Consider the following 15,664-nt stretch of genomic DNA (forward strand, 5'->3'; position numbering starts at 1 on the left):
GTCAGTTCGTCCAGGTGTGCACGGGTTCTCCGGCATTCATGAGGGTGACGTAATCACCGAGCATTCCCGCAAGCGCTCTATCGCGCTTCTCACCGGCGCGTTCGCGGGCGACGACGGCGTTGCGCTGCCACACCGAGCCGGACTGCTTGGCCAGGCACCGCGCTTCGATCACCCCGAGATAGCGGTCGCGGACCGTCGCGTCCACGCCGTAGGCGGCGAGCCCGGCGTCGGCCAGTGGCAGCAGCCGACGCAACACCAGTTCCTGCGGACTCACCCAGCCCACCTCGGGCCAGTAGAGCATCGAATCGAACCCGCCGCGGGCCGCAGAGTGCACGTTCTCCTCGGCGGCGTCGAACGACATCTGGGACCACAGCGGGCGGTCTGCATCGGCCAGTGCGCGGACGGTTCCGTAGTAGAACGCCGCGTCGGCGAGAGTGTCCACCACCGACGGTCCGGCCGGGAGTACACGATTTTCGAGCCTGATGTGGTGGCCGTCGCCGGACCGGTCGTAGATCGGCCGGTTCCACCGGTAGACGGTTCCGTTGTGCATGCGCAGTTCGGACAGCGACGGTGTCTTGCCCTCGGCCAGCGCAGCCTTGGGGTCCTCCTCGCTGCAGACGGGAAGCAACGCAGGGAAGTAGCGCGAATTCTCCTCGAACAGATCGAAGATCGAGGTGATCCACCGTTCGCCGAACCACACCCGTGGTCGGACTCCCTGATTCTTGAGCTCCTGCGGCCTGGTGTCGGTGGCCTGCTCGAACAACGGAATACGGGTCTCGTGCCACAGCGCGCGACCGGCGAAGAACGGTGAGTTTGCGGCGAGTGCCACCTGTACGCCCGAAAGAGCTTGCGCTGCATTCCAATACGACGCGAACTCGTCCGGAGCCACCTGGAGGTGCAGCTGAACCGACGTGCAGGCCGCCTCGGGCAGGATCGTGTCGGTCACGATGTCGAGGTCCTCGGCCGCAGCGGCACCGGGCAGCCGAACTCCGCCGATCTTCAGTTCGATGTCCTCGCCGCGAGCGGCGAAGATCTGTTGGTTGAGGAGGTCGTAGCGCGGATTCGCCGAGAGCCACCGGTGCTCGAAGTGCTCCTCGTCCAGAGTCGGGAGCATGCCGATCATGGCGAGACGACTACCCGAGGTGCGGGCGCGTTCGTCCGCTGCATTCAGCGATCTGCGCAGGTCCGTCTCCAACTCGGCGATCGAGGCACCGCGCAGTGGCCGAGGGTCGACGTTGATCTCGATGTTGAACTGGCCGAGCTCGGTTTGATAGTCGGGGTCGGCGATGGCGTCGAGCACCGCCGCGTTGGCCATGGACGGCTCCATGTCGTCGTCGACGAGATTGAGCTCGATTTCCATGCCGATCTGGGGTTCACCGACGTGGAAGGTCTCGTCGGCCAACATGACCGCCAGGGCATCGAGACAATCCTGGACCTTCTGGCGGAACTCGTGCCGGTCCTGCCTGGTGAACTTACGGCGCTCGACGTCCTCGCCCATGGTGACCGCCTATCGGTGCGTGAAGAAGGGCCGTTCGCTCACGCGCAACGACTTCGAGTTACGAGTATCGCAGTCCGCGTTCACCGAGGGGGACGCACGCGAAAATCACCAGGGTGACGGCTGGTAGTCCTTGAGGAACGAGCCGTACAGATCGTTTCCGAGCTCTCCCTGCACGATCGGGTCGTACACCCGGGCGGCTCCGTCCACCAGGTCGAGTGGAGCGTGGAAACCTTCGTCGGCGAGCCGCATCTTGGTGGGGTGCGGTCGTTCGTCGGTGATCCAGCCGGTGTCGACGGCGGTCATCAGGATTCCGCTCTCGAGCATCTCCTTCGCGCTGGTGCGCGTCAGCATGTTCAGCGCGGCCTTGGCCATGTTGGTGTGGGGATGCCCCGGCCCCTTGTAGGCGCGGCCGAATTGGCCCTCCATGGCCGAGACGTTCACGACGTACTTGCGTCGTGCCTCCGAGGCCTCCATCGCGGTACGTAGCCGTGAGACCAGGATGAAGGGTGCGACGGAATTGCAGAGCTGGACCTCGAGCAGTTCCACCGGGTCGACCTGCTCGACGGTGTGGATCCAGCTGTTGGTCTCGGCCAGATCGGGTACCAGACCCCCGGCGTCGATGGCGAGCCCGCTCTCGATCCTCTCGGCCGTGACCGAGCCGGCGACCATGGCGAGCGAGGCCACGTCGTCCGCGCTCAGGGCAGCAGTCGATGTGCCGCCGATCGCGGTGGCGGGCAACGAACTCGCCAGCGACGCGGGGTGCGCATCGCTGGTCTTGCCGAACGTGATGCGCTCCGGCCCTGCGCCCTCGGTCAGGGCCGCGGGCAGCGGTTCGGCTTCCGCATCGGCCAGTGCGCTGTAGGAGCCGGGGGAGCGCTTGACGGTCTGTGCGGCGTTGTTGATCAGGATGTCCAGAGGTCCCTCGGCCGCGACGGAATCGGCAAGTGCCACAACCTGAGCCGGATCGCGAAGATCGATACCGACGACGCGCAGACGGTGCAGCCACTGATCGCTGTCGTCCATCGCGGCGAAGCGACGTACGGCATCGTTGGGGAAGCGAGTGGTGATCGTGGTGTGAGCACCGTCGCGGAGCAGTCGAAGTGCGATGTACATGCCGATCTTCGCTCGACCGCCGGTCAGCAACGCCCGCCGTCCGGACAGGTCGGTTCGAGCGTTGCGCTTGCCGCGATTGAGCGTCGCGCACTCCGGGCACAGCTGGTGATAGAACGAGTCGACGTGGGTGTAGCGCTGCTTGCAGATGTAGCACGGACGGGCCTTGATCAGCGTGCCCGCGATGTCTCCCTCGGCGCGGGAGGTGAGGGAAAGGCCTGCGGTCTCGTCGTCGATCCGGTCAGGGGATCCTGTTGCGGTGGCGGCGACGACGGCACGGTCGGCCGCGTTGACGGCGTTGCGCGCCGCGACGCGTCGAGCACGCTTGAGGTCCTTGAACATCGCACCGGAGGCGCGCTGGACAGCGATCGAATCGGGATGGTTCTTGTCCAGCTCTGCGGCCTGCTTCAGCACGCGCAGGCACGTCTCGAGATCGGTTGGGTCGATCGCGTTCATCGTCGGTCTCCTAGCATCGGCCCCTTCGAGCCGAAAGAAGCGAGTGCAGAACGAAAAAGACCCCGATTCCGAAGAATCAGGGTCCGTTTCGTCTGTCTCAACTCAGATCTGTGAAAATCTCTGTCTGGCAACATCTTTCAGACGGTGTCCGAGGGGGGACTTGAACCCCCACGTCCGTTAATAGGACACTAGCACCTCAAGCTAGCGCGTCTGCCATTCCGCCACTCGGACAAGTGCGACCACTGCCGCATATTCTTTTGTTGCTTTCACAGCCGGCCGCTGTGTGCTGCGTAAGATTATCCGACGGGTTCCCGATAACCCAAATCCCCACGTCAGTTCATGCTCGAGGCCGTTTCTCATGGTGCCCGGAGCGGATTCTGGTGGTAGGAACGACGTGTGCCCAACGATGTGAGCAATCCCGGAAAGACAACCGATATCGACGCCACCGTTGCCCTCGACGAAGTCGTGGATCTCGTCAGTTCCCTCATCCGGTTCGACACCTCGAACACGGGGGAGCTCGACACCACGGTCGGCGAGAAGGAATGTGCCGAGTGGGTGGCGAGCAAGCTCGAGGAGGTGGGGTACGAGACGGAGTACGTCGAGTCCGGGGCCCCCGGTCGAGGCAACGTGTTCGCGTGGCTGCGCGGGTCGGACTCCTCTCGCGGAGCGCTGCTGCTCCACGGACACCTGGACGTCGTGCCCGCCGAACCCGCCGACTGGAGCGTGCATCCGTTCTCCGGTGCCGTCGAGGACGGGTACGTGTGGGGCCGGGGAGCAGTGGACATGAAGGACATGGTCGGCATGGCTCTCGCGCTGGCCCGCCAGTTCAAGTCCAACGGAACCGTCCCACCCCGCGACATCCTGTTCGCGTTCCTGGCCGACGAGGAGGCAGGCGGCAAGTACGGATCCCACTGGTTGGTCGACAATCGACCCGATCTGTTCGAGGGCGTCACCGAGGCGGTCGGCGAGGTCGGCGGCTTCTCCCTGACCGTCGCGCGCCCGGACGGCACCGAGAAGCGGCTCTACATGGTCGAGACGGCGGAGAAGAGCCTGGCCTGGATGCGGCTGACGGCAAAGGCTCGGGCCGGGCACGGATCGTTCCTGCACGACGACAACGCCGTGACGTACCTGGCCGAGGCAGTGGCCAAACTGGGCAATCACACGTTCCCGCTGGTGCTCACCGAATCGGTCTCGCAGTTCCTGCAGGCCGTCTCGGAGGAATCGGGTCTCGATTTCGACCCGACGTCACCGGACATCGACGGCACCCTGCTCAAGCTCGGCAGCATCGCGCGCATCGTCGGAGCGACGCTGCGCGACACCGCGAACCCGACGATGCTCTCGGCCGGCTACAAGGCCAACGTGATTCCGCAGACGGCGACGGCAGTGGTGGACTGCCGAGTGTTGCCGGGCCGGCAGGCGGCGTTCGAGAAGGAGGTCGACGAGTTGATCGGCCCGAACGTCGAACGCGAGTGGATCACGAAACTCGAACCGTACGAGACCACCTTCGACGGCGATCTCGTCGATGCGATGAACGACGCCGTCTTGGCACACGACCCGAACGGTCGAACAGTTCCTTACATGCTGTCCGGTGGCACCGATGCAAAAGCGTTCGCGCGCATCGGTATTCGCTGCTTCGGCTTCGCTCCACTGAGGTTGCCACCGGAACTGGATTTCGCGGCGTTGTTTCACGGCATCGACGAACGAGTACCCGTGGAATCGTTGGAGTTCGGTACACAGGTACTCGAACACTTCTTGCTGCACAGCTGATACGAAAGGAACCATCGTGGCGTACAACCCATACGACTCGCTTCCGGACCTCCCGTCCTTCGAGTTGACGTCCGAGGACGTCGAGGACGGCCAGACATTGGCCGCTCAGCAGGTCAGTGGAATCATGGGAGCCGGTGGGCACGACAACTCTCCGCAGCTGTCCTGGTCCGGATTCCCCGAGGGCACCAAGAGCTTCGCCGTCACCGTCTACGACCCAGACGCGCCGACGGCATCCGGCTTCTGGCACTGGGCAGTGGCGAACATCCCCGTCGGGACGACCTCACTGGTGTCCGGCGCGGGCGACGACGGCGGGACCGGGGTTCCCAGCACCGCGGTGACGCTCAAGAACGACGCCGGTCTGTTCCGCTACATCGGTGCGGCTCCGCCCGCAGGCCACGGCCCGCACCGCTACTTCATCGTGGTTCACGCGGTGGACGTCGAACGGCTCGAAGTGGACGAGACGGCCACCCCGGCCTACCTCGGCTTCAATCTGTTCTCGCACGCCATCGGTCGTGCGGTCCTCACCGGCATCTACGAGGCCTGAGATCGATCGTCGGGTGTCGGAAGATTCGTTTCGACACCCGACGGTTCAGGACTGGTTCGCCGAGCCCACCGCATCGCTGATCGTGGCGAACCCGTGTTCCTCCAGCCGAGCCGCCAATCCACGGTGAATGCTCTTGATCCACAGCGGGCCGCCGTAGATGAACCCGGTGTAGCCCTGCACCAGTGACGCGCCCGCGGTGATGCGTTCCCACGCCTGCGCCTCGGTCTCGATACCGCCCACGGAGATCAGCGTCAGACGCGTTCCCACTCGCCAGTACAGACGTCTGAGCACCTCGAGCGAGCGGTCTGCCAGCGGAGCACCGGACAGGCCACCTGCCCCTGCTGCGGCGACCACGTCGGCGTCGGTCCGCAGACCGGCGCGGGAGATCGTCGTGTTGGTGGCCACGATCCCGTCGAGACCGAGTTCGACGGCCAGGTCGGCCACGGCGTCGATGTCCTCGTCGGACAGGTCTGGGGCGATCTTGACCAGTACCGGGACCGTCACCACGGACTGAACCGCCTCCAGGATCGGCCGCAGCGATTCGACGGCCTGAAGGTCACGTAGTCCAGGGGTGTTGGGGGAGCTGACATTGACGACCACGAAGTCCGCCAACGGGCCCAGCAGCCGAGCGCTGGCCGTGTAGTCCGCGGCAGCACCGACCGGCTCCACGATCTTGGTCTTGCCGATGTTGGCACCGATCGGGATACCGGTGCGCCTGGCCCGGACACGCTGGGCGGCGTGCTCGGCACCGTGGTTGTTGAAGCCCATGCGGTTGACGATGGCGCGGTCCTGAGGCAATCGGAACAGCCGAGGCGTCGGATTACCCGGCTGGCTCTGCGCTGTCACGGTGCCGATCTCGGCGAAACCGAATCCGATGGGCCCCCACGCATCGATGCCGTCGGCATTCTTGTCGAAGCCGGCCGCGAGACCGAGCGGAGCCGGGAAGTCGACGCCGAACACCGTCGAGCGCAGTCGCGGATCGTCGACCACGAACATCTTCTCGGCCAGGTAGCGGAGCGGCGGCACCACGGCGACGACGCGGAGCACCCGAAACGCCAGGTGATGAATCCTCTCCGGTGGAACGAGGAACATCAGGCGCAACAGAACTCGGTACAGACGGTCTCCCACGGTCTTCTCTCCGGTCGATCTGGCTCGGTCGAACACATACTGCGGTTTCAACGATCGTGCGGTCGAACAGTACTGCGAAATGCTCAGATTCCGGGCTCGGGGATGTGATGCGCGGTCTTCTTGCGTTTGAGCAACACACGCCTGCTGCCGTCCGTGTACAGCCGAACCCGCGACAGTTCCCAACCGCCGAACTCCGCCTGAATCGCCAGGCGCATCGAGGCCGTCACACGGGTCACATCCGGTGGCAGCCGCAACGGCACGTACTCCCAATCGTCGGACGGAGACACTTCCCAGCCAACGGGCATCTTTGCGCGCCCAGGTGCCGAATTGTCATGCGCGTCCATATGCCTCCTCAGTCCATAACGGTCGTTTCTGCAGGCTCCACTCCTGCCCTATCGGTAGTTCCTGCAGGCTCCACTCCTCGGTCCCTGTAGGTCAACGACCGGCAGCAGGGATCCGCTGCAGTCCGTCACCGGTTGCCGAACCCACGTACAGGTCGCCGGTGTCGGCGTCGACAGCAACCGAATTCGGCTGCCGCACAGTGGCCAACCGCTCGGCCTCGACCGGAATTCCGGTGTCGAGTGTGTACCCGACCACCTCGTTGGACGCGGGAAGCGTCACCCATGCGACACCGGACTGCTCATCGTAGGCGATCGCCCACGGCTGCGACCCGACCGGAAACCGTTGCCGCATCAGCAGGTCGTGCGAAGTGAAGACGAGCAACTCGGTCCCGGTCGAATCGGTGACCAGCAGGCGTCCGAACTCGTCGCTCGTCATCTCCGCGGCACCTTCGCCTGCGCGCAGGGCCACTCCGAGGGTGCCGTCGTCCAGGTTCAGGTCGGTCACCGACGTCTGGCGACGATCGAGAACCGAGACCCCGTTCGGTGTACTGGCCAGAGCATCGGCCGAGGTCACGTTGCCGCCGGAGACCGTGGTGGTGACCTGACCGTTCGTGTCGAGAACGCGGACCGCTCCGGTGTCGTCGCCGACGGCTGTCGTTCCGTCGGGCAGGTCTGCTGCGGACAATGCGTCACCGTCGACAGGCACGTCGGTGCGCTGTCCATCCGCCACGGCGACCCTCGCGACGGCGCCGTCCATGGGCACCAGCACTGTCGAGTCCCGTCCGGCGACGAGTGCTGCTCCCGTGGAGCCCAGATCGACCACCTGGGTCTGCGCCGTGGCTCCGTCGCGGACCAGAGTCACGGTTGTCGATGCGTCGGTCAGCGCCACCAGGGTGCGGGTGGCGGGGTCGAACGTGAGGGCGTCCACGGGCGCGAACGCGCTGACGGTTCCGGCGGGGGTCACGGTCGCCTCGGGGGACTCGGCCGGCGGTCGGGGTTCGACGGAGATGTCTTCGGCGTTCTCGTCGTCACTGGAGCACCCGCCGATCGACAGGACGGTGACGACGGCGAGCGCAGACGCGACTGCCGCTCGAATCGAACGAGCCGACGGTGTTCGCATGAGGCCGAACCTACTTCCTCGAGAAGACGCTGCCTGTGGAGGCGTTGCCACATCTGTACCAGCGCGCAGCGATCTCGGCGAAATCGACCACGCCGGATCGGTTGTCGTCCGATCGCATCCGAGGACGCGGTAGCGTGATCGTCCGAGGTGAGTGCACGACATGGGAGTGGACGTGGGAACCGAGGAAACACACTTCGTCGTCGAGGAAGTGAACGCCGGAACGCATCCGAACGGCTTCGGGCGCACCGACGACGGCCGAGCGTTCGCGTTCCGTGTGCATCGAAGCACCCTGTACGTGGAGATATACCGCGCCGATGTGCAATCTCCTGTGCCGGACCGGTCCGAGGTCGAAGCGGTGGCCGAGCACTCGGTGACCGAGGTCGATCTGACGGACGAGCGCAGCATCGTCGGTGTGGTGCGTGACGCGGTCGCTCATGCGCAGCAGCTGTCCGATACGTCACAGCGGGACACCACAGCAGTACGTGCCTTCTTCAACCGGGTCAATTCCGTGCTGGAGGGTTTCTGACACGGTGGGGAACCACCAACTGTTCGCCCGTGTCCGGATGATCGAACACGTCGACGGGGTGCCGGTAGACCCGGGCCAGCCGCTCGGCGGTCAGCACCTCCCGCGGCGGACCGGTTGCAATCAGTTCACCCGAGTCCAGGATCGCGACGCGGTCGGCGTAGGCCGCCGCGAGGCCGAGATCGTGCAGCACGACGACCACCGCACGGCCCGCGGCAGCGAGTGAGCGCACCACGGCCATCACCGACTCCTGATGGCCCAGGTCGAGAGCGGCAGTGGGCTCGTCCAGCATGATCGTCGCGGTGTCCTGGGCCACGACGCGCGCCAGCGCAACCCGGGCCTGCTCGCCACCGGAGAGCGACGCGAACGGTCGGTGCGAGAAGTCCGCTACGTCGCACGCGGACATGGCTGCGGCGACGCGGTCGTCGTCGAAGCGCGCCGCCGATGTACCGACCCAGGGGGCTCGACCCATTCGGACGATCTGGCCGGCCGAGAACGCGAACCCGACGCCGTGTTGCTGAGGCAGCACAGCGCGTCGCCTGGCCACATCGACCGTACGGAAGCGGGTCAGTGGTTCGTCGCCCAGTAGAACCGATCCGGCGCTGGGCTCGGTGTCTCCCGCCAGAACGGAGAGCAGCGTCGATTTGCCGGCGCCGTTGGGGCCCACCAGCGCCAAGATCTCGCCCGCGACCACGTCGAGGTGGACGTCGGACAACACCGTCGCGTCCCCGCGCCGTGCGGAGACTCCGCGGGCGACGAGGGTGCTCGAACCCGGTACAGGGGTGGCCGGGATCTCGCGCCGCGCCGCGCCGATTCGTTTCGTCACGCCCAGCCGCCCTGGCGAGCACGGGTACGGCGGAGCAGCCAGAAGAAGAACGGGGCACCCGCCAGTGAGGTGACCATGCCGAGCGGCAGGTCGACGTTCGCTACGAGGGTCCGGGTGACGAGATCGGCAGCGAGCAGCACGACGGCCCCGGCGAGGGCGCTGGCCGGGATGAGCAGTCGATGCGCGGGGCCGAGCACCATCCGCATGGCGTGCGGGACCACCAGACCCACGAACAGGATGATCCCCGTGAACGCGACGCCGGATGCGACGAGCAAGGCGACGACGACGATGGCGAACTGTCTGAGTCGTTCGACGTTCACTCCCAGATGGCGTGCCACGTTCTCCCCGAGCGCAAGCAGGTCGAGTCGGCCGGCGATCGCCAGGGAGGCTCCGATTCCGAGCAGAGCGAGCGGGCCGACCACGGCCACCGACTGCCAGGTTGCGCCCGCGAGCGACCCCAGCTGCCAGAACACGATCTGATCGCGGGCGGCGGGACTGGCGACGAACGTGAAGAACGCGATGACACCGCCGGCGAATGCATTGACCGCAACGCCGGTGAGGATGAGAGTCACCACCTCGGTGCGGCCGGCGTTGCGAGCGAGGAAATACACGGCGATCGTAGTGATCAGCCCGCCGACGAATGCTGCGAACGCCACACTCCAGACTCCGGCGAAGCTGCCACCGAGCACGATCACCGAGCTGGCACCGACGGCAGCGCCCGAGGAGACCCCGACGACACCCGGCTCTGCCAATGGATTGGCGAACACTCCTTGAAGCAGCGCGCCCGCGCACCCCAGACACGCGCCGACGACGATTGCCAGAGTCAGCCGCGGGAATCTGACCTGCCACAACGTCACTTCGCCGCTGGGATGCGCCGGCATCGGGCCGATGTCGAGTCCCACCCGATGCGCGAGGCTGCCCAGCACTTCGAGCGGAGTGGTCGGCACCTGTCCCACGACGGCCGAGATCAGGGCCAGGCACACCAGTGCTACAACGAGGGCTCCGAATGTCGCGAGAACCCGTCCCCGGCCCGTGCCCGGTTCGGCGAGTGTGCGGTCGGTCATGACGCCGGGTCGTACACGGCCTTCGACAGTGCGCCCAACACCTTTCCCGTGTTCGGGCCGAAACTGAGGATGGTGCCGTCGTCCATGTCCACCACCCGGCGTTCTCGGCCTGCCGGGGTCTGAGCGATTCCGGGGATCTGCTCGAGACCCTCGATTCCGCCGATCGATTCCAGGCCCTTGGTCATCATCAGAATGACGTCGGGTGCTGCGGCGATCAAGGCTTCGCTGGTGACCGGCACGAATTGTTCGGTCAGGCCCGATTCGACACCTGCGTCCCTGGCACCGAGAGCCTCGATCAGTGCATCCGCTCCGGAGCCGGGCCCGGCAAGCATCTTGATCGCCGGGCCGCGCATGTACAGGAACGCGATCTTCGGTGGTTCGGTGGACTCGGGTGTGGCGTCCGCCGCTGCCGATATCTCGGTGTTCGTTCGTTCGGCGAGATCGGCACCGGCGTCGGGCACACCCAGGGCGGCTGCCACGGCCTCGATCTGGGTGGCGACGCCTGCCAGAGTGCGCGTGGGGTCGAAGTACACGACCGGAATGCCAGCGGCTCGGATCTGATCCTGCACAGCGCGGGGACCGATGCTGGTATCGGTCAGGACGACGGTCGGCGAGAGCGCCAGAATCCCCTCGGCACTCAGAGAATGGCCCGTCGGGGTGACGTCGGGCACATTCTCGGCCGCAGGAAATGCAGCAGACGTGTCACGTCCGACGAGGTTGTCGCCGAGTCCGAGCGCGAAGACGGTCTCGGCCAGCGTGCCGTACTGGTCGGCCGCGACGATGCGGCTGTTGTCCGTCACCGTGACGGCCACGCCGTCGAATCCGGTCACGGTGACGGGAAGTACCCCCGCCGGATCGTCGGTGATGGGTTCCGGATTCGGATCGTCGACGACGGCGGTGCGGGGGCCGACGGAGTCCGAGGATCCTGCGCCGGGGGTGTTCGCCGAACAGGCGACCAGGAGTCCGGCGACGAGGAGCACGGCGGCGAGACGGTTGACGGTCACAACGGAAGGTTAGCCTGTCCGATGTTTGTGGGGAATCAGGCGCTGACGTCGTCCAGGGCCGACGCGATCGCCGGCGGCAGCTCGAGTTCCTCGGCCATCAGCGCGCCCATCAATTGCGCGAGGTCACGTGCTCCCACGATGGCGCTGCTCACTCCTGGTCGGTCCCGCGCCCATGCGAGTGCGACCACCAGGGGAGACGTGGCCAGCCCGTCGGCAGCGGTGACGGCCGCGTCGACGACGCCCACCGCGGAATCGGTCAGGTACGCGTGCACGGCCTCGGCGTGCAGCTCGTCGGCCCCGCGGGAGTCCGCGGGTACGCCGTTGCGGTATTTGCCCGTCAGGACGCCGCCCGCCAGGGGGACCGCCGCGAGGATGCCGATGCCGTGGTGGTGCGCGGCGGGAACCAGCTCGTCCTCGATTCCGCGCGCGAGCAGCGAGTACTCCGCCTGCGTGGCCACGATGTGTCCGGTACCGGCCGCGCCTGCTGCTGTCGCCAGTTGCCAGCCGAGGTAACCGCGGGCTCCGGTATAGCGGACCCGTCCGCTGGTCACGGCGTAGTCGAGGGTTGCGGCGACCTCGTCGACGGGCGTCATCGGGTCCCAGGTCGCGACCTGCCACAGGTCGAGGTAGTCGGTTCCCAGTTCGCGCAGCGTGGCGTCGAGTTGGCCGAGCAGTCCGCGCCTCGAGCAATCCACGTGATAGCGGCCGTAGCGCGAACTGAGGCCCGCTGCGCTGCTGATCACCAATTCGTGCCGCGGGACCACGTCGTCGAGCAACTCGGCGAGCACTCGTTGCGCGCGTCCGTCCCCGTATGCCGGAGACGTGTCGACGAGCGTGCCGCCTGCCTCGGCGAACGCCGACAGCTGTGCTGCGGCGTCGTCACCGTCGGTTCCGCTTCCCCATCCGAGGGTGCCGAGGCCGAGTCTCGAGACTCGAAGTCCGCTGGTGCCGACCGATCTCTGCTTCATATGTGCCGATTGTCCTTTTACGTGTGATCGTCGGTGTCGAACTGCACTGCCGCCAGTGCACAGTAGTGCGCCGCGCCGCTCGGTGCGTACGTGCCGCGCCGGGTACGGTCGTGCCCGTGAATCGCGAATTCAGGGGGCAGGCCGGCGGCCTCGCATCGACAGTGGACAGTCCATCGACGCTCATCTCGGAGGGTGGCCCCGCATGATCGACATGACGTGGCTGCAGGCGATCATCCTCGGCGCAGTCCAGGGCCTGACCGAATTCCTGCCGATCTCCTCGTCCGGGCACCTGCGCATCGTCTCCAGTGTGTTCTGGAACGAGGACGCCGGTGCCTCCTTCACCGCGGTGACCCAGCTCGGCACCGAAGCTGCAGTGCTGCTGTTCTTCTGGCGAGACATCGTCAGAATCGTCAAGGCCTGGTTCGTCGGCCTGACGAAGAAGGAAGAACGCGGTCTCGACTACCGGATGGGGTGGTACGTGATCATCGCCACCATTCCCATCGGCATTCTCGGCCTGTTGTTCAAGGATCAGATCCGAACCGGTGCCCGCAACCTGTATCTCATCGCGTTCATGCTCATCGCCTTCGCCATCGTCATCGCGATCGCCGAGAAGGTCGGCCGCAAAGAACGTCCGATCGAGAAGCTGACCACCCGGGACGGCCTCGTCATGGGTCTGGCGCAGTGTCTCGCCCTGATCCCCGGAGTCTCCCGTTCCGGGGCGACGACCAGCGCAGGCCTGTTTCTCGGACTCGAACGCGAAGCAGCTGTGCGATTCTCGTTCCTGCTCGCCATCCCGGCGGTCACCGCCTCCGGTCTGTTCTCGCTGCCCGACGCCTTCGAGCCAGTCGGCTCGGGGCTGGCCGCGTCGGGCCCGCAGCTGCTGGTGGCCACGATCATCGCCTTCGGCCTCGGCTACGCCTCGATCGCCTGGTTGCTGAAGTTCGTTGCGAACCACTCGCTGTACTGGTTCGTCGGATACCGCATCGTGCTGGGCGTCGTCGTGCTCGGTCTGCTGGCCGGCGGGGTTGTGTCTGCAACGTAGGTTCACCTTCATTACTCTCGATGCAATGACAGTCATCTTGCTTCGGCACGGCCGCTCGACGTCGAACACCGCAGGCACGCTCGCGGGTCGAAGCGCTGGAGTCGAGCTCGATGATCGTGGTCGTGAGCAGGCGCAGGCGGTGGCGGATCGTCTCGGCGAGCTGCCCGTGTCCGAGATCGTGCGCTCGCCGTTGCTGCGGTGCGAGCAGACGGTCGAGCCGTTGGCCGCCAAGCTCGGGCTCTCGCCGGTGGTCGAGGATCGGTTGGTGGAGGTCGACTACGGACAGTGGACCGGCCGGACGATCAAGGAGCTGCTGGCCGAGCCGCTGTGGAAGGTGGTGCAGCAGCATCCGTCGGCTGCGGTGTTCCCGGAAGGTGAGGGCTTGGCGACGGTGCAGCAGCGCGCGGTGCAGGCCGTGCGCGAGCACGACGCTCGGTTGGCCGCGCAGCACGGCCGCGACGTGTTGTGGGTGGCCTGCTCGCACGGTGACGTCATCAAGTCGGTGCTCTCGGACGCGATGGGTGCTCACCTCGATTCGTTCCAGCGCATCGTCGCCGACCCGGCATCGATCAGTGTCGTTCGCTACACCTCGACGCGGCCCTTCGTACTGCGGACCAACGACACCGGGTCCGATCTGAGTGCGTTCGTGCCGAAGGCCGAGGAGCCCAGCACAACGGAACCGGGCAACGCGGACTCGTCCGACGCGGTCGTCGGTGGTGGGGCAGGCAGCTAGAGCGCCGATTCGGCGCTGACACCCCGATCGGTGGCAGGCTGGAGGGCAAGCAATACCGTCCATGGTCGATCTGTGGCCGATAATGAAAGTTCCGAGAATTGTTTCGCGGAGCTGTTCGAGTCGTTAGGAGGTGCAATGCCGCGCGCCATACACGTTTTTCGCACCCCTGATCGTTTCGTTGCCGGGACCGTTGGGGAACCGGGCGACCGAACGTTCTTCCTCCAGGCGGTGCACGACGCCCGCGTGGTGTCGGTCGCCTTGGAGAAGCAGCAGGTCCAGGTACTCGCCGACAGGATGGGGCTGCTCCTCGAAGAAGTGCACCGCCGCTTCGGAGCCGACGTTCCGGCCGAGGAGACCGATCCGGTCGACACGAGTCCGCTGTTGACTCCGATCGACACCGAGTTCCGCGTCGGAACGATGGGACTCGGCTGGGATGCCGACGCCAACGCCGTCGTGGTGGAACTTCTCGCTGTCAGCGAAGTCGAGGTGGACGAATCGGTCGTTCTCGACGACACCGACGAGGGCCCCGATGCAGTCCGGGTGTTCCTCACTCCGGTGCAGGCCCGCGAATTCGCGGTGCGGTCCGAGCGCGTCATCGCGGCGGGCCGTGCACCGTGCCCGCTGTGCGGGCAGCCGCTGGCTCCCGAGGGACACGTCTGCATCAGAACCAACGGCTACCGCCGCGGTGCGACGTTCGGACCGGTGACCGAGGTCGACGAGTCTTGACCGTCGAACTGCCGCCGTTCGAGGGCCGCGAAACCATGGAGACCGGCGACCTGACAATCGTCGGTCGCGTGGTGTCGGCCAGCAACGCCACGCTGGTGTGCGAGGCGGGCGAAGGCGACTCGGCCGTGCGGTGCGTGTACAAACCCGTTCGCGGTGAAGTGCCGCTCTGGGACTTTCCGGACGGCACTCTCGCGGGTCGCGAAGTGGCGTCCTACGAAATCTCCGAGGCCCTGGGTTGGGGTGTCATTCCACCGACGGTCCTGCGCGACGGGCCGTTCGGCCCCGGCATGGTGCAGAAGTGGATCGACACGCCCGACGATCACGCCGAGGGACGCGTCGACCTCGTCGATATCTGCCGTCCCGATCTCGTGCCGGCGGGATGGATTCCGGTACTGCAGGCGTACGACGGCGAAGGCGAGGAGATCGCGCTCATCCACGCAGACGATCCGCGGCTGCAGCGGATGGCGGTTCTCGACGTGATCCTCAACAACGCCGATCGCAAGGGTGGCCACGCACTCGAAGGTCTCGACGGCTACGTGTACGGAGTCGATCACGGCATCTGCCTGCACGCCGAGAACAAGTTGCGCACGGTGCTGTGGGGGTGGGCTGGCCAGGCCGTGGACGATGCACTGCTGACCGACGTGGTCAGGTTCGTCGAGACGTTCGACGCGGTCACCGCACCCCGATTGGTCGACAAGATCACCCTGACCGAAACGGTCGCAGTGCTCGACCGAGCGCAGGAACTGATCGCCCGCCCCATCATGCCGGAGCCCCGCTCGAGCAGACCCATACCCTGGCCCGCCTTCTGATCGGG

At 66.2% G+C, this 15,664-nt stretch carries 16 protein-coding genes and 1 tRNA gene; 7 read left to right on the forward strand and 10 right to left on the reverse strand.

Annotation, left to right across the window (positions count from 1 at the left end; genetic code table 11):
• Window position 1: 1 nt before the first annotated feature.
• From ABZ677_RS14875 to ABZ677_RS14885, 3 genes are all read right to left on the reverse strand, one after another.
• Window positions 2-1,498 carry a glutamate-cysteine ligase family protein gene (locus tag ABZ677_RS14875; protein ID WP_037189336.1) on the reverse strand — a complete coding sequence of 499 codons (1,497 nt, stop codon included), beginning with the start codon at window positions 1,496-1,498 and terminating at the stop codon, window positions 2-4.
• 105 nt (window positions 1,499-1,603) lie between these two features.
• Entirely contained in the window at window positions 1,604-3,064 is a 1,461-nt protein-coding gene (locus ABZ677_RS14880) for an SDR family NAD(P)-dependent oxidoreductase (protein WP_037189335.1), read from the reverse strand.
• A gap of 145 nt (window positions 3,065-3,209) precedes the next feature.
• Window positions 3,210-3,295: transfer RNA gene (locus tag ABZ677_RS14885), tRNA-Leu, on the reverse strand.
• A gap of 204 nt (window positions 3,296-3,499) precedes the next feature.
• Here ABZ677_RS14885 and ABZ677_RS14890 point away from each other — a divergent pair.
• Together ABZ677_RS14890 and ABZ677_RS14895 are read left to right on the forward strand one after the other, a co-directional pair.
• Window positions 3,500-4,831: a M20/M25/M40 family metallo-hydrolase gene (locus ABZ677_RS14890; RefSeq protein ID WP_358370636.1), complete on the forward strand. Its 1,332-nt coding sequence runs from the start codon at window positions 3,500-3,502 to the stop codon at window positions 4,829-4,831.
• Between the two features lie 16 nt (window positions 4,832-4,847).
• Window positions 4,848-5,375 carry a YbhB/YbcL family Raf kinase inhibitor-like protein gene (locus ABZ677_RS14895; RefSeq protein ID WP_037189334.1) on the forward strand — a complete coding sequence of 176 codons (528 nt, stop codon included), beginning with the start codon at window positions 4,848-4,850 and terminating at the stop codon, window positions 5,373-5,375.
• A 45-nt stretch (window positions 5,376-5,420) separates the two neighbouring features.
• Here the strand turns inward: ABZ677_RS14895 and ABZ677_RS14900 are convergent, their stop codons facing one another.
• The 3 genes from ABZ677_RS14900 to ABZ677_RS14910 form a co-directional block, all read right to left on the reverse strand.
• A complete protein-coding gene (locus ABZ677_RS14900; RefSeq protein ID WP_358370639.1) occupies window positions 5,421-6,491 on the reverse strand; it encodes a quinone-dependent dihydroorotate dehydrogenase in 1,071 nt (356 codons plus the stop codon).
• Between the two features lie 95 nt (window positions 6,492-6,586).
• Window positions 6,587-6,847, reverse strand: coding sequence for a DUF5703 family protein (locus tag ABZ677_RS14905; RefSeq protein ID WP_052047489.1), 261 nt, complete (start codon window positions 6,845-6,847; stop codon window positions 6,587-6,589).
• Between the two features lie 91 nt (window positions 6,848-6,938).
• Complete coding sequence (locus tag ABZ677_RS14910; RefSeq protein WP_037189333.1) at window positions 6,939-7,964, reverse strand: hypothetical protein; 1,026 nt, start codon at window positions 7,962-7,964, stop codon at window positions 6,939-6,941.
• A gap of 160 nt (window positions 7,965-8,124) precedes the next feature.
• Between ABZ677_RS14910 and ABZ677_RS14915 the strand changes: the two genes are divergently transcribed.
• The gene (locus tag ABZ677_RS14915; protein WP_037189332.1) at window positions 8,125-8,490 is read left to right on the forward strand and encodes a hypothetical protein; all 366 of its coding nucleotides are present in this window, start codon (window positions 8,125-8,127) and stop codon (window positions 8,488-8,490) included.
• On the opposite strand, the gene ABZ677_RS14920 is transcribed toward ABZ677_RS14915, so the two are convergent.
• From ABZ677_RS14920 to ABZ677_RS14935, 4 genes are read right to left on the reverse strand one after another with little or no spacing between them, the layout of a single operon-like run.
• On the reverse strand, window positions 8,465-9,319 hold the full coding sequence (locus tag ABZ677_RS14920; protein WP_358370641.1) for a heme ABC transporter ATP-binding protein: 855 nt from the start codon (window positions 9,317-9,319) through the stop codon (window positions 8,465-8,467). The genes ABZ677_RS14915 and ABZ677_RS14920 overlap by 26 nt on opposite strands.
• Window positions 9,310-10,377 carry an iron ABC transporter permease gene (locus ABZ677_RS14925; protein WP_037189331.1) on the reverse strand — a complete coding sequence of 356 codons (1,068 nt, stop codon included), beginning with the start codon at window positions 10,375-10,377 and terminating at the stop codon, window positions 9,310-9,312. The genes ABZ677_RS14920 and ABZ677_RS14925 overlap by 10 nt, the downstream gene beginning before the upstream one ends.
• Window positions 10,374-11,381 (reverse strand): ABC transporter substrate-binding protein, encoded by a 1,008-nt coding sequence (locus ABZ677_RS14930; RefSeq protein WP_094634391.1) that lies wholly within the window; start codon window positions 11,379-11,381, stop codon window positions 10,374-10,376. The genes ABZ677_RS14925 and ABZ677_RS14930 overlap by 4 nt, the downstream gene beginning before the upstream one ends.
• Window positions 11,382-11,416: 35 nt before the next feature.
• Window positions 11,417-12,349 (reverse strand): aldo/keto reductase, encoded by a 933-nt coding sequence (locus ABZ677_RS14935; RefSeq protein ID WP_037189329.1) that lies wholly within the window; start codon window positions 12,347-12,349, stop codon window positions 11,417-11,419.
• A 202-nt stretch (window positions 12,350-12,551) separates the two neighbouring features.
• On the opposite strand from ABZ677_RS14935, the gene ABZ677_RS14940 reads away from it, so the two are divergent.
• The 4 genes from ABZ677_RS14940 to ABZ677_RS14955 all read left to right on the forward strand — a co-directional run bounded on the left by ABZ677_RS14940 (window position 12,552) and on the right by ABZ677_RS14955 (window position 15,659).
• The gene (locus ABZ677_RS14940; RefSeq protein ID WP_358370520.1) at window positions 12,552-13,391 is read left to right on the forward strand and encodes an undecaprenyl-diphosphate phosphatase; all 840 of its coding nucleotides are present in this window, start codon (window positions 12,552-12,554) and stop codon (window positions 13,389-13,391) included.
• Window positions 13,392-13,416: 25 nt separating this feature from the next.
• Window positions 13,417-14,124 (forward strand): histidine phosphatase family protein, encoded by a 708-nt coding sequence (locus tag ABZ677_RS14945; protein WP_037189326.1) that lies wholly within the window; start codon window positions 13,417-13,419, stop codon window positions 14,122-14,124.
• Window positions 14,125-14,259: 135 nt separating this feature from the next.
• Window positions 14,260-14,850, forward strand: coding sequence for a DUF3090 domain-containing protein (locus ABZ677_RS14950; RefSeq protein WP_037189325.1), 591 nt, complete (start codon window positions 14,260-14,262; stop codon window positions 14,848-14,850).
• Window positions 14,851-14,885: 35 nt separating this feature from the next.
• Window positions 14,886-15,659 (forward strand): SCO1664 family protein, encoded by a 774-nt coding sequence (locus ABZ677_RS14955; RefSeq protein WP_358370643.1) that lies wholly within the window; start codon window positions 14,886-14,888, stop codon window positions 15,657-15,659.
• Window positions 15,660-15,664: the final 5 nt, after the last annotated feature.

The sequence above is a fragment of the Rhodococcus sp. NPDC006774 genome, from assembly GCF_040636045.1.
Classification (GTDB): Bacteria; Actinomycetota; Actinomycetes; order Mycobacteriales; family Mycobacteriaceae; genus Rhodococcoides.

What these genes read in the sequence shown, in the direction of transcription:
- ABZ677_RS14875 (WP_037189336.1), bottom strand. Translation starts at nt 1,498, where the DNA reads ATGGGCGAGGACGTCGAGCGCCGTAAGTTCACCAGGCAGGACCGGCAC.
- ABZ677_RS14880 (WP_037189335.1), bottom strand. Translation starts at nt 3,064, where the DNA reads ATGAACGCGATCGACCCAACCGATCTCGAGACGTGCCTGCGCGTGCTG.
- ABZ677_RS14905 (WP_052047489.1), bottom strand. Translation starts at nt 6,847, where the DNA reads ATGGACGCGCATGACAATTCGGCACCTGGGCGCGCAAAGATGCCCGTT.
- ABZ677_RS14910 (WP_037189333.1), bottom strand. Translation starts at nt 7,964, where the DNA reads ATGCGAACACCGTCGGCTCGTTCGATTCGAGCGGCAGTCGCGTCTGCG.
- ABZ677_RS14915 (WP_037189332.1), top strand. Translation starts at nt 8,125, where the DNA reads ATGGGAGTGGACGTGGGAACCGAGGAAACACACTTCGTCGTCGAGGAA.
- ABZ677_RS14925 (WP_037189331.1), bottom strand. Translation starts at nt 10,377, where the DNA reads ATGACCGACCGCACACTCGCCGAACCGGGCACGGGCCGGGGACGGGTT.
- ABZ677_RS14935 (WP_037189329.1), bottom strand. Translation starts at nt 12,349, where the DNA reads ATGAAGCAGAGATCGGTCGGCACCAGCGGACTTCGAGTCTCGAGACTC.
- ABZ677_RS14940 (WP_358370520.1), top strand. Translation starts at nt 12,552, where the DNA reads ATGATCGACATGACGTGGCTGCAGGCGATCATCCTCGGCGCAGTCCAG.
- ABZ677_RS14945 (WP_037189326.1), top strand. Translation starts at nt 13,417, where the DNA reads ATGACAGTCATCTTGCTTCGGCACGGCCGCTCGACGTCGAACACCGCA.
- ABZ677_RS14950 (WP_037189325.1), top strand. Translation starts at nt 14,260, where the DNA reads ATGCCGCGCGCCATACACGTTTTTCGCACCCCTGATCGTTTCGTTGCC.
- ABZ677_RS14955 (WP_358370643.1), top strand. Translation starts at nt 14,886, where the DNA reads ATGGAGACCGGCGACCTGACAATCGTCGGTCGCGTGGTGTCGGCCAGC.